This window comes from Methylosinus sp. is20ea, assembly GCF_059718135.1.
Genome location: NZ_AP046090.1, coordinates 188,536 through 202,027, shown reverse-complemented (window position 1 = coordinate 202,027; position 13,492 = coordinate 188,536). Strand labels below are relative to the sequence as shown.

The 13,492-nt window shown below is 65.6% G+C and carries 8 protein-coding genes; 7 read left to right on the top strand and 1 reads right to left on the bottom strand.

Annotated elements, in window-relative coordinates:
- Nucleotides 1–122 precede the first annotated feature (122 nt).
- The 7 genes from AC6IY7_RS20310 to AC6IY7_RS20280 all read left to right on the top strand — a co-directional run bounded on the left by AC6IY7_RS20310 (nucleotide 123) and on the right by AC6IY7_RS20280 (nucleotide 9,927).
- Nucleotides 123–443 carry a DUF3467 domain-containing protein gene (locus AC6IY7_RS20310; protein WP_497783048.1) on the top strand — a complete coding sequence of 107 codons (321 nt, stop codon included), beginning with the start codon at nucleotides 123–125 and terminating at the stop codon, nucleotides 441–443.
- Between the two features lie 32 nt (nucleotides 444–475).
- Nucleotides 476–2,413 (top strand): GAF domain-containing protein, encoded by a 1,938-nt coding sequence (locus tag AC6IY7_RS20305; RefSeq protein ID WP_497783047.1) that lies wholly within the window; start codon nucleotides 476–478, stop codon nucleotides 2,411–2,413.
- Nucleotides 2,414–2,422: 9 nt separating this feature from the next.
- Nucleotides 2,423–4,570 carry a PqqD family peptide modification chaperone gene (locus AC6IY7_RS20300; RefSeq protein ID WP_497783046.1) on the top strand — a complete coding sequence of 716 codons (2,148 nt, stop codon included), beginning with the start codon at nucleotides 2,423–2,425 and terminating at the stop codon, nucleotides 4,568–4,570.
- Entirely contained in the window at nucleotides 4,563–6,560 is a 1,998-nt protein-coding gene (locus AC6IY7_RS20295) for a preprotein translocase subunit SecA (protein ID WP_497783045.1), read from the top strand. The genes AC6IY7_RS20300 and AC6IY7_RS20295 overlap by 8 nt, the downstream gene beginning before the upstream one ends.
- On the top strand, nucleotides 6,481–7,410 hold the full coding sequence (locus AC6IY7_RS20290; protein WP_497783044.1) for an efflux RND transporter periplasmic adaptor subunit: 930 nt from the start codon (nucleotides 6,481–6,483) through the stop codon (nucleotides 7,408–7,410). Before AC6IY7_RS20295 ends, AC6IY7_RS20290 begins: the two co-directional genes overlap by 80 nt.
- Before the next feature lie 127 nt (nucleotides 7,411–7,537).
- Nucleotides 7,538–8,881 (top strand): TolC family outer membrane protein, encoded by a 1,344-nt coding sequence (locus tag AC6IY7_RS20285; protein WP_497783043.1) that lies wholly within the window; start codon nucleotides 7,538–7,540, stop codon nucleotides 8,879–8,881.
- 206 nt (nucleotides 8,882–9,087) lie between these two features.
- Nucleotides 9,088–9,927: a S8 family serine peptidase gene (locus tag AC6IY7_RS20280; protein ID WP_497783042.1), complete on the top strand. Its 840-nt coding sequence runs from the start codon at nucleotides 9,088–9,090 to the stop codon at nucleotides 9,925–9,927.
- On the opposite strand, the gene AC6IY7_RS20275 is transcribed toward AC6IY7_RS20280, so the two are convergent.
- Nucleotides 9,899–13,456 (bottom strand): hypothetical protein, encoded by a 3,558-nt coding sequence (locus AC6IY7_RS20275; protein WP_497783041.1) that lies wholly within the window; start codon nucleotides 13,454–13,456, stop codon nucleotides 9,899–9,901. The two genes, AC6IY7_RS20280 and AC6IY7_RS20275, sit on opposite strands and share 29 nt — an antisense overlap.
- Between the last annotated feature and the right edge of the window lie 36 nt (nucleotides 13,457–13,492).

The following is a 13,492-nucleotide window of genomic DNA, read 5'->3' as shown; positions in this document are numbered from 1 at the left end:
GCCACGGCTGTAATAAGTTCGTCATGGAATGATGCGAAGCCTGTGCGGCGCTTCAAAAAACACGAAGTCGAAACATTTTCGGTTTCGGGAAAACATTTTCGTTTCAGGATGGAGTCGTCGCAATGGATCTCGTCGAGTCGAATGTGCAGCCTGCGTCCGATATTGCCGAGGGCGTTCGCCAGTCCGCAGTGGTCTGGGACGATAGCAACATGGTCACGCATTTCGCCAATGTCGTGAATATTCAGAGCACGCTCGAGCAAGTGGATCTGTTCTTCGGCACCAATAAGACCTGGAACATCGGCAACGAACGTCAGGTGCATGTCGAATTGACCGATCGCGTCATCCTCAGCCCGCATGCGGCCAAGCGCTTGAGCGTGGCTCTTGCCGGCGTGCTCAGGGAATATGAAGCCCGCCACGGCGCCTTGAAGATCGACGGGCGCTGATCGCGCCGCACGTTTGGCGCGGCGGTGACGCCTTGACAATACTCGCGAGCACGGAGGGGGCGAGCGCTCTGCGGCCCCCCGAAAGGACCAGGCTCCTCGACGAGGAGCGCGTCGCGGTCCTCGAGCAGGCGCTGTGGAAGCGCCTGGACGACGCCGATGACATGCAGGCGCTCCTCGCCGCTTGGCTCGCGCTGCAATGCGGGATGATCTCCTTCGCGAGCTGCGGCGCGGTCGCGCTGCGGGACAATAGCGGCAGTCGCCGCGGCGTGTCATGGCCCGACGGCGTCGACGCGCTCGCGCGCCTTCATGCGACCATCGACCTTACGGTCGCCCAGCGCCGCGGCGTGGTGCAAAAGCCCTCCGCCGAGGCCGGAGCGCCATCGGCGCCGGCGCAGATCGCCTATCCGATCATCGTCGACGAGAAGATTCTCGGCGCCGCGGCTGTCGAGATCCAAGGCGACGGCGCTGCGCAATTGCGGCTCGCCGCACGCCAATTGCAATGGGGCGTCGCCTGGATCCGCGAACGTCTGCGCAGGGACGCGGCCGAGGATGCGACACATAGGCTCCGCCGGATCACCGGCGTTCTCGACATGCTCGCCATCGCGCTCGAGGAGGAGGGGTTCGCGCCCGCCTGCCGCGCCTGCGTCACCGAGCTCGCGTCGCTGCAGCGCTGCGAGCGTGTGAGCATCGGATTCGCGCAGGAGTCGGGCGTGCGTGTCGCCGCCATCTCTCACAGCGCGCATTTCGGGAAGGACCTCAATCTCGTCCGCCTGCTCAACGGCGCCATGAATGAGGCTGTCGATCAGCACGCCGTCATCCTCTATCCGCCTCGCGCGGAAGACTCGCATACGCGCGCGGACGAGTCGCATACATGCGCGGAGCAGTCGCATATCACGCGCGCTCATGGCGAATTGGCAGAGGCGCATGGCTGCGGCGCCATTCTGACGACGCCGATGTTCGCCAAGGACCAATTCATCGGCGCCATGACATTCGAGCGAGGCAAGGACAGACCGTTCGAGCAGGAGGAGATCGAGTTCCTCGAATGTCTCGCCGCGGCCCTCGGGCCGGTCCTCGACATTCGCCGCCGCGACGATCGCTGGCTGATCGTGAAGCTATGGGAGCAGCTTCGCGACCGAGCGCATGAGCTGCTCGGGCCGGGACATGCCGGCCGCAAGCTCGTCGCTCTCGCGCTGGTCGCGTCGACGCTGGCGCTCTATGTCGTGACGGATGTCTATCGCGTGACCGCCAACGCCGTGATCGAGGGCAAGGTGCAACGCGCGATCGTTGCGCCATTCAACGGCTTCATCAAGGACGCGCATGCGCGGGCCGGCGACCAGGTCCGCAATGGGGACGTGCTGGCGACGCTCGACGATCGCGAATTCGCGCTCGAGCGGCTGCGCTGGGTCACCGAGCGACAGAAGAAGCAATATGAGTTCGAACGCGCCGGCGGCGCGCGCAATCGGGCCGACACGCGCATCCTCGGCGCCGAGATGCAGGAATCGGAGGCGCAGATAAGGCTGGCCGACGAGCAGCTCGCGCGAACGAAGCTGCAAGCGCCCTTCGACGGCCTCGTCGTCTCCGGCGATCTCAGCCAATCCATCGGCGCCGCGGTCCAGCGCGGACAGACGCTGTTCGAGATCGCCCCGCTCGACGATTGGCGGATCGTCCTCGACGTCGATGAGGCCCAAGTGAATGAGATCACGATCGGCGCGGGCGGCGAGCTGCTGATCGCCGCGCTCCCCAATGAGACGTTTCCGCTCATCGTCGAGAAGATCACGCCCGTGGCGAAAGCCGACGAAGGCGTGAACACATTCCGCATCGAAGCCGCGCTGCGCGGAAATTCGCCCAAGCTGCGGCCCGGCATGAAGGGCGTCGGCAAGGTGGAAGCGGGCCGGCGACGCATCGCCTGGATCTGGACCCGATCATTGATCGATTGGTTCAAGGTCTGGTCGTGGCGCTGGCTGGATTAGGAGCAGGGCATGGCGTCGCCGCTGCGCAGCGCGTCCTGGTATCGCGTCGCCGCTCTCAAGCCGAGATTGCGCGCCCACGCCCGTATTCATCGGCAGCGCCATAGAGGCCAGCTCTGGTATGTTCTGCAGGATCGGCAGAACGGCCAGTTTCATCGTCTCTCGCCGCTGGCGCATCATATCGTTTGTCTCATGGACGGTCGCCGCACCGTCGACGAGATCTGGGAGATGATGGGCGAGCGTTACGGCGCCGACCAGCCCACTCAGGATGAAACCATCCGTCTTCTCGCCCAGGTTCACGCGGCCGATCTCTTGATCGGCGACGTTCCGCCGGACATGGGCGAATTGGCGCATCGGGCGGACAGGCACAATCGGCGCAATTTCGTCCAGAATGTCCGCAATCCGCTCGCGATCCGCATTCCCTTGGTCGATCCGGAGCGCTTTCTCGCCGCGACCGCGCCTCTGGCGAGAGTCTTGTTCGGCTGGTGGGGCTTCGCCTTCTGGCTGGCGACGATCGTCGTCGGATCGGCGCTCGCGGGAATGCATTGGAGCGCGCTGACGCATAATGTGGCCGATCGGGTTCTGTCCTCGGAAAATATCGTCCTTCTGCTGCTCGTCTATCCTCTCGTCAAAGCGCTCCACGAAATCGGCCATGGCATGGCGACGGCGCGATGGGGCGGCGAGGTGCATGAGATGGGCGTCATGCTGCTCGTGCTGATGCCGGTTCCTTATGTCGACGCCTCCGCCTCCGCCGCTTTTCAGGAAAAGCGGCGCCGCATCATCGTCGGCGCGGCGGGAATCATGGTCGAGATGTTTCTCGCCGCGGCGGCGATGATCGTCTGGGTTCTCGTCGAGAAAGGATTTGTGCGCGCCGCGGCCTTCGACGTGATGCTGATCGGCAGCGCCTCGACATTGCTCGTCAACGGCAATCCGCTGCTGCGCTTCGACGGCTATTATGTTCTCGCCGATTTGATCGAGATCCCCAATCTCGGCGCCCGCGCCAACGCCTATGTTCTGTATCTGCTGCAGCGCTACGCCTTCGGCGTCGAGCATCTCGTCTCGCCGGCGACCGCGCCGGGCGAAGCGACATGGTTCGTCGCCTATGCGACAGCTTCATTCTTCTACCGCATGTCGGTGACATTCGGCATCGCTCTGTTCATCGGCTCGCGGCTCTTCGTCATCGGAATCCTGCTCGCTCTCTGGGGACTCGTCGCCGGTCTCGCGCTGCCGCTCGCAAAAGGCGTCCATCGCATTCTCTTCGATCCGCAGCTGCAGCGGGTGCGGGGCAGGGCGATCCTGGTCTCGAGTCTTTCCGTCGCAGTCCTTCTCTTCCTGATGATGATCGTCCCCGCGCCCTATGCGACCCTGGCGCAGGGCGTCGTCGCCGTTCCGGAAAAGTCGACGCTTCGCGTGCGCACGGACGGCGAGGTGATCGACGCGCTTTTGGCCGAGGATCGTCTCATCGAGGCGGGAACGCGCGTGGCGCGGCTGGCGGACCCGACCCTCGCCGGCGAGACGGCGGTGCTCGAGGCGCAGACGGAGGCCTATCGCCTTCGGCTCGAGGCCGTCACCAATTCCGACCTCGTGCAGGCCAATATATTTCGCGAGGAGCTGCGTCGCCTCGAAGGCGCATTGGCGCTGAACCGGCAGCGTATGGCGGATCTCGAAATCGTCGCGGAGAGCTCCGGTCGTCTCATCCTGCCGCGCGCGGCGGACCTTCCCGGAAAATTCGTCAAGAAGGGCGATCTTCTCGGCTATGTCGTCGCGCGCGGCGATCCCGTGGTGCGAGTGGTCATTCCGCAGTCGGATATAGATCTCGTCCGCAGCCGCACGACCAAGGTCGAGATCCGTTACGTCGGCCGCATCGACCGTGTCGTTCCCGCCGTCGTCGCGCGCGAAGCGCCGGCGGCCCTGGACGAATTGCCGAGTCTCGCGCTCAGCAAGCGCGGGGGCGGCGACATTGCGCTCGATCCGACGAAGACAGACGCGCCGCGCGCGCTCGAATCCCAATTCCACATCGATCTGCGCGTCGCGCCGCAGGAGGAGCGGATGAACATCGGCGAACGGGTCTTCGTGCGCTTCGATCACGGCGGCGAGCCGATCGCTTTGCGCCTGTGGCGCGCATCGCGCCAATTGCTGCTGAGGCAGCTCGGTGTCTGACGCGTCGGCGCCGGCGCGCCGCCCACTGCCGCGTCCGCTGCTCTATGCGGAGCGCCGCTGGCCCCGCTCCGGGCCGTGGGACCGCGCGGCCGAGGCGCTCGCGGCCCGCTTTGCTCCGCAGCTCGGGCGGCTCGAGGAACGCGCCGCCGCTTCCATCGTCGCGCGCGTCGCGACGCATGAGGCGGAGCTGCGCGCAATGTCCGACGCCGAGCTGCGCGCGCGGGGGCGGGGGCTGCGCGAAAAGCTGCATCATTGTCGCGCGCGCGACCGACACGCGATCGCAGAGGCTTTCGCCGTCATCCGCGAGGCGTCTGGCCGCGTGCTGGGCATGCGGCATTTCGACGTGCAGCTGATCGGCGGCAATATTCTGCTCGGCGGGATGATCGCCGAGATGGACACGGGCGAAGGCAAGACGCTCACTGCGACTCTGGCGGCGGCGACCGCGGCGCTGGCCGGCGTTCCGACCCATGTCGTCACCGCCAATGATTATCTCGCGCGCCGCGACGCCGAGCAGATGCGGCCGCTGTATGAGTTTCTGGGGCTGCGCGTCGGCGTGGTGACGCAGGAGATGGCGCCCGCGGAAAAAAAGGCGGGCTATGCCTGCGAGATCGCCTATTGCACGAACAAGACTCTGGCCTTCGATTATCTGCGCGATCGGCTGACGCTCGGCCGGCGCAGCGGCAATCTGCGACATAAATTCGAATCGCTCGCCGCGCCGGCGGGGCGGACGCGCGAGCTGCTGCTGCGCGGCCTGCATTTTGCGATCGTCGATGAAGCGGACAGCATTCTCATCGACGAGGCGCGCACGCCGCTCATTCTCTCGCGCGAGCTGACGTCCGCCTCCGACCGAGACATATTCGGTCAGGCGCTCGAGCTCGCCGGACGCATGAGCGAGGGGCGGGACTATCTGATCCGTCTCGACGAGAGACGGGCCGATCTCACCGCGTCCGGCAGGGCGCTCGCCGCCGAGCTGGCGCAACCGCTCGGAAGCCGCTGGCAGGTCGCCTCGCAACGCGAGGAATGGGCGCTTCAGGCGATCACCGCCATGCGCCTCTTCCACCGCGACGAGCATTACATCGTGCGCGGCGGCAAGGTCGAGATCGTCGACGAATATACCGGGCGCGTCATGGCCGATCGCTTCTGGAGCGATGGGCTGCATCAAATGATCGAGATCAAGGAGGGCTGCGCGCTCTCCGGCGTCCGGGCCACCATCGCGAGAATGACCTATCAGCGATTTTTCCGACGCTATCAGCGCCTCGCAGGCATGACGGGAACGGCCGCCGAGGTCTCCGGCGAGCTGTGGAGGGTCTATCGGCTCGCTGTCGCGCGCGTGCCGACCAACCGGCCCTCGCAACGCGCGCTGCTTCGAGATCGCATCGTCGCGACCGAGACCGAGAAATGGCGCGTCATCGCGGCGACGATCGCCGAGCATCATCGCCGCGGAGCGCCGGTGCTGCTCGGCACGAGATCGGTGGCGTCGTCGCGCAGGGCGAGCGAAGCGCTGACGGCGGCGGGCCTGCCGCATGTCGTCCTCAACGCCGCGCAGGACGCCGCGGAGGCGGAGATCGTCGCCGCCGCCGGCCGGCGCGGGCGCATCACGGTGGCGACCAATATGGCGGGCCGCGGCACGGACATAAAGCTCGACGCCGATGTGATCGAATTGGGCGGCCTGCATGTCATAATGTCGGAACGTCACGACGCCCGCAGGATCGATCGTCAGCTCGCCGGACGCTGCGCTCGACAAGGGCAGCGCGGCTCTTTCCAGTCGATCCTTTCGCTCGATGACGGCGTCACGGACACAAACGCTTTACGCTTTGAGCGGTACTTAGTTCACGTAATGATTCGAGCGGGCTGGTCATGGCCCGCGCGCTTCGCTCTTCGCGCCGCGCAACGACACGCGGAGCGGCTCCATGCTCATATGCGTCGCGAATTATTGGATAGAGACGAGACTCTCGACCATGCGCTCGCCTTCACTGGAAACGCCGAATAGCCGACGCGCTTCGAGCGCTGGGATCGCCGTTGCGATGGTCATCGCGATTTGCGGATGCGCATCGGCGGAACCGGCTCACGCCGAGAACCGACATTTCGATTGCGTCATCGATCCGTCGATGGCGGTCAAGCTCGGCAGTCCGACCGCGGGATTGATCGCAGAAGTGCTCGTCGATCGCGGCGATATCGTCGCCGAGGGCCAGGCGGTGGCGCGGCTCGAGTCGAGCGTCGAGGCCGCGACGCTGGAATTGAACCGGGCCCGCGCGGCCAGCGCGGCGCGCGTCGAGGCTCAGGCGGCGCGGCTGACGCTCAGCAAGGCGCGCATGGGGCGCGCGCGAGAGCTGTTCGAGCGCAACAGCTTCACGCGCGACAAATTGGACGAGCAAAAAGCGGATATGCGCGTCGCCGAAGAAGACCTCGCGCGCGAGAAAGTCGAGCTGCGCCTCGCCGAGCTCGAAGTCGTGCGGTCCCGCGCCGTGCTCGAGCAGAGGACGATCCGCAGCCCGGTCGCGGGCGTGGTCGGCGAGCGAAAGCTGTCGCCGGGCGAATTCGTCCATCAGGACAATTTCATCATGAGCGTCGTGCATCTCGATCCCTTGCACGTCGAGGCGTTTCTGCCTGTCGCAATGTATCCTCGTGTGAAAGTCGGCGCGACCGCCATGGTCTCGCCCGACGATCCGATCGGCGGAAGCCATAGGGCGACCGTTTCGGTCGTCGATCGCGTGTTCGATCCGGCGAGCGCGACATTCGGCGTTCGGCTCATACTGCCCAATCCGGACAATCGGCTGCCCGGCGGCCAGCGCTGCAAGCTCGATTTCGACGATGCGGCGCGCGAGAGGGACTCCAAATGACGGCGGCGAACGCGTGTCTCATGGCGGCGTCATGACGAAGCGTCACGCGGAAAGGCGCGTCGCTCGACGCGGAACGCGGCGCTTTTGCGCTTCATTGCTCTGCTTTGTCGCGCTCGGAGCGCAAGGCATGCGCGCGGAGACCTTGAAGGGCGCGCTGGCCTCGGCTTACGCCAATAATCCGGACCTCGAGGAGCAGCGCGCCATCGCGCGAATACGCGATGAAGACGTGTCCAAGGCAGCGGCGGGGCATCGGCCGAAGGCGGGCGTCTCGATCAGCGCGGGACCGCAAAAATCCAGCGTCCGTCAGCCCGGCGGACGCGATCAGCTACGCAATCGCCTCTATACGAACGATGAGAATTTCGGCCATCCGCGCAGCGGCACATTGAATCTCTCGCTGACGGTCTTCGACGGATGGCGTTCGGACAATTCCATGCGTCAGGCGGAGTCGGGCGTGCTCGCGGCGCGCGCGACGCTGCTCGCCGCCGAGCAGGAAGTGCTGCTGCGCGGCGTCACCGTCTATATGGATGTGCTGCGCGACACCGCCGTGCTCGGCCTGCGCAAGCATAATCGCGCCGTTCTCATCGAGCAGCTGCGCGTCGCGCGCGATCGCGCCGCGACGGGAATGGCGACGGTGGCCGATGTCGCGCAGGCGGAGGCGGCGCTCGCGCAAGCCGAATCCGACCATGCCGCGGCGCGCGAGACGTTGCGGGCGAGCGTGGCCGAATATCGCGAGGTGATCGGGCAGGCGCCGAACCGGCTCGAGCCCGCGAAGGGCTGCGAGCGCGAATTGCCGGCGACGATCGAACGCGCGGTCGAGCGCGCCATTGTCGCGCATCCGCAGGTGATCTCCTCTCTGCATCAGGTGGACATGGCGACGATGGCGGTGAAAGTCGCCGAAGGCGCGCTCATGCCGTCCTTTTCCGTGGGCGGCCAAGTCTTTCAGCAATACGATTCTTATCTCGGCTATCCCGGCACCAGGCAGTTTTCGGCGCAGGTGACGGGAACGTTGAATGTGCCTCTCTATGACGGCGGCGCCGAATATTCCGCGGTCAGGCAGGCCAAGCAGCAGCTCGGACAGGCGCAGATTCATGTCACGGCTCAGCGTAGCGCGGTGCGCGCCAAGCTCGCCGCGAGCTACGGCCATCTCGCGGCCGCCACGGCGGCGCTGCATTTCGGCGGAATATTGGTTCGATCCTCGGAGACGGCGCTCATGCAAATCCGCAATGAGGCGGAGTTCGGCCAAAGGGCGCTTCTCGACGTGCTGAATGCGCAACAGGCGCTGTTCGACGCCCGCGTCAAAATGGTCTCGGCGCAACATGATCGCGTCGTCGCCTCTTGTTCCGCGCTCGCGTCGATCGGCGGCTTGTCGGCCGATGGTCTGAATCTCGACGTGGAACGTTACGATCCGACGAAAAATCTGGAGAAAGTGCGCAATCTGTGGATCGGTCTGGACACGCCGGACGACCGATAAGGGGTCCGGCGGCGGGACACATGACGACGCGCGTGACTCTCCAGAACCCTGCGATCGCGACCGCCCTAGAGTCTTTCTGTGTTTCCTTGAAACACAGAAAGACTCTAGGCTATTGTTTTAACGCGTTTCCAACGCCGAACCGGCGTCCACTTCGGCTGGAAACGCTCTAATGGCTCGACCGGGCGATCTTGCGCTACGATGATCGGATGACGACGAAATCCGACAAGGCTCCGGCGTTCTCCGTGGCGGTAGTCGATTCCGGCGCGAGCGGGGATTTTCCCGTCCTGCCCGGGATCAACCTTTCCAACGAGGGCGCCATCGACGATGTGAGCGACCGGTGCGGCCATGGCGGCGCCGTCGCGTCGACGATCCTCGGCATTGCTCCCGCCGTCGCGATCGTGCCCGTCAAAGTGACCGACCGGCGCGGGGTCTTGCGCGATCGCGATGTTCTGACGACGGCGCTCGAGTGGATTCTCGATCATCACGCGCGGCTCGCCATCGGTGTGGTGTCGATCGCGCTCGGCGATCAGAGCAATCTCGCCAGCGATGCGGAATTGCGGGGAAGCGCGCTCCAATGGCGGATCGCCGCCTTGCGCGCGGCCGGCGTTCTGACCGTCGCGCCGGCCGGGAACTGGCGTCGCCTTCATCAGGGCCGCGGGGAGGGCATGGTCTGGCCGGGAATCCTGCGTGAGGCGGTGAGCGTCGGCGAAGCGCGGCGGGGTCCGGAGGGTCTTCGCTTGAGCCCCGCCAGCCAGCGCCTTCGCGCCACGCCCGAGGGCTTTTGCGCGACCACGATCTTCACGGAAGCGGCGCCGCCCGGGGAGACGAGCGGCGCCGCGGCGGCGATTGCGGGAATGCTCGCGAGGCTCGCGGCGGCCGACCGGCCCGGCGGCGCCGAGGCGGCATTGACTGCTCTGCTTCGCATCCGCCGAGTAGCCCTGGACGAGGAGGGGGGCGCCTGGCCAGCAATCTTGGCGGAGGATGTCGCCGCCGGCTCGACGCCGGCGGCGTTGCGGCTCAGGCCAGAGCCGGGTTCGACACCTTGACCAGGCGAACGATGGACGTGACCAGAGCCGTGACCCGGGAGACCATAGAGACGCCCAGCACGACGGCTTTGACTCTTTCGTCGTCCACCCATTTCGCGGACACGATGCCCGTCAAGGCGATCTTGTCCTCCGGCTCCTCTATGCCGCCGAACACATCCTGGTGCGTGGCGGCGTCGACCGTCTTGCAGACGAAGTGAGCGGCGAAGGTCGTGATGTCCCATGCGCGGCTGAAGTCGTCGAGGCCGTCCGCGCTTTCATTCTTCTTGAAGGCGATGCAGCCGACGACGGTCGTCTTGATCGCCGCCGCCCACATCAGACTGGCGCCCGTCCAGCCGGCGCCGACTTCCTCCGGACTCTGCGACAGCCGCAAGGACAGGGCGACCGTCTCGTTGATCGCGCTCAGAGACTGCATTATCCCTGCGAGCGCGAGACCCGGAACCACGCCGATCTTGCTTTGCTGCAGCGCCTTTACGCTCTGGATGCTGTTGATCCCGACCTTGGCGCTGGTCACGATCATGTCGAGGATCGCCGAGGCGAGCGCCGCCCCCTCCGCGCCCGACTGCACCGTGACCAGGCCATAGGGCAGGCTGATCGACTCTCCCTTCGCGAAAGGAGCCTTGCCTGTCGCGAGCTTATGGGTGAGCGTCGCCGGAATTGCTCCGAGCAGCAGCATGGCGCCGGCGAGACTGAAGGAGGTGTCGACCGAGACGCCGCCGCCCGTCACCAGCTTCACCAGATCCTCGATGAAGGGCAGTCTGATCTTGACCAGCAGAAGATCGCGAATGGCTTTGAGCATGTCGCGAGCGAGATCGAGCAGCCGCAACACGAGGTCGCGTATGCCGCGGAGCATGCCCTCCAGCGCATCCACGCTGACCGCGATGAGCGCCGAGCGCAATATCTCGGGGCTGAGATCCCGCGGGGACGGAATTTTGCCGCCGAACAGCCGGTCCAGATCGGCCCAGATGTTGTCCAGGGTCTGTAGCAGCTCGGAAGCCTCGTCGCTCAGGACCCCTTCGATGAATTTCACGGCGGCCTCGGACGCCTCCGCGAATGGGTTGGGGCCGTCGAATCTGACGATCTCGTCGAGGACGCTCTCCAGACGCTGGGTCACCCAGGCGGTGGCGCTATTGCCCGTCACCAGATCCATCATCTCCTGAATCGGCTTGGTCGCCGTTTCGATTCCCTCCAACAGGCTCGTCCCCTTGGTCGGCGGGGCGAGCACGGCCGGCGGCGCTCCGGCGCTCTTGCGCCAGGATTCGATCGTCGCGATCACATCGTCGATTCCCTTTGCGACGGGCGCCTTCAAATCGCCGATCGACTGTTCGACATGATCCAAGGTCTGATCGATCATATCGAGCATCACATCGCGGACACGCAGAACGTCGTCCCAGTCGAACAGGAATTTGAGGAACTCCCACAGCTTCTCGAGGCCGGTCTTCACCTGTCGCCAGAGCCATTCGAAGAAGCTGCCGACCTCCTCCAGAGTGTTCAACACGAAATGCTTGACCTCGTCGCCGATGGCGCAGATGAAGCGCACCGCATCCTCGGCCTTGTGAATGACGAAAGTCCAGCCCTGCTCGATCGCATGACCGACGCCTTCGAAGAAATCGGCGATCGACTCGCCGAGGCCGATGAAGAACGTCTCGACCTTCTCGGCGGCGCCGATGAGCTTGCCGATCACGTCGCCGCTGGCGGCGGTCACGCCCGTCGCATCGGCGTGAATGCCCCATTGATAACCGCTCGGAAGAGCTGCGGGGCGCAGGGTCGAGCTGAATGCGGCGCCGACCGACGCCTGAACCACGCCGGGCTTGATTCCGCTGGTTCCGACGGCGAGCGCGGCCACATGGTTGAGCGAGCCCGCGACCACATCGACTTGACCGCGCTTATCGCCGGTTCGGAACTCCGCCGGCAGCAGCGGCTCCGAACCGCCGGAGACCGGCACGGTGGCGCCGCGCAGCTCGTCCGGCGAGATGGATTGGAAGCGCTGGTGAGCGCCGCCCGCCGGATTAATGTCATAGAGTCCGACGCCGTCGATCTCCACGCGATAGATCGCCGGAGTCAAGGAGCGGACGCGATCGTAGAGATTGACCCGTCCGTGGGTGTCGGTCTTGGTCTCGACCGTGATATTGGGCCCGATGAATTCGACGCTGCCGTTGAGAACGACGCTCGCGAGCGTCGACGCCGAGATCTTGACCGGCACGCCCGGCCGCCCGACGCTGCCGCCATCGAGCAGCTGGACCGAGGCGCCGTAGCAGGTCACCTTCGCCGCGCGCGCCGGATCGGCGACGGCGAGCGAGCTCTCCTGCCAGATCTTGTGCGCCGCGTCCTGCCATAGGAACGTCGCCTGTGAGTCGCCATAGACGACGAGCAGCGAGGTGGTGACGTGATGGTCGCCCGCAACGGCGGCGATCTCCTGCACATTGCTCCTCATCTTCAGCGATTGTCCGAACTCGCCCGACGCCGGCTTGCGAACGACCGAGAGATCGCCGTCGAGCTCCAGCGCCCAGAGCGCGACGCTTCCGTCCGGCGCGACCGCGGCGACGAGCTTCTGCACATTCGCGGAGACCGCGGCGCTGATGGCCTGCGTCACTTTCGCGTTCCGCTCATTGTCGAGCTCTGCGGCGACGATGAGGGCCGCGCCCTGGCCGCCGATATAGAGATCGGCGCCGTCGGGGCCGGTCGGCCCCGTGTCGAGCACATTGGCGCCCTCGGGGCAGGGCAGCTCGACGACAGGCGGAATCGTCGTCGGACGTCCGGACGCGTCATAGACCGGAAACGGGCGGAAGGAGAGCGTGCGTTTGCCGCCGCCGACGCCGAGGACATGCAGCCCCGAGCCATAGGTCGGATGAACGCCCGCCTCGAAGTCGAGGATCTCCTCGAGCGTGACGGCGGGGTTGAACACGAGCGCAGTGGCGAAGCTGTGGGCGCCGCTGCTCTGGAGAAGATAAACCGCTTCATTCGGACCGTTCTGGCCGGCGAGCACGACCGTCCAGCTCTTGTCGCCATTGTCGAGCACGCGGACGCCTTCGACGCGCACGTTGTCGCGGACGCCGCAGTCGATCCACGCAACCTTGTTCCATTCAGTGGTCTTGCTGCTGAGATCATAGGCGACGAACACGCGGCTGTGCGGCCCATCGTCCACCGCGACCGCAACGGTGATGCGATCGTCGTCGGTGGCCGCAGCGCCGAGCGCGCGCACGCGCGCCGCTCCGCCGAGAGGCGTGGCCATCTCCTCGTCGAGATCGATGACGGTCCAGCCGCCTTCATGTGCGGCGTCGCGGCGCACCAGGAACAAATCGTTCTGGTTGCCGATGGAGAAGACCATCGGGCTCGAAACCGTGGAACGACGATCGGGCAGCGCGATGAGGCGCGGCTGGAAGCGCCCATGGGCGTTCGGATCGGCGAGATCCTCGCGGCCGAAGACGCGGGTGGCTTCGAAATAATCGACGATGTCCGTCGAGACGGTGAGCCGGATCGCCTGGCCCTGATTGTCCTTGGCGTCGAATCCGACGACATGCGGGGTATTCATGTGACTCTCCTGATGAATAAATGTGATGGATCGATT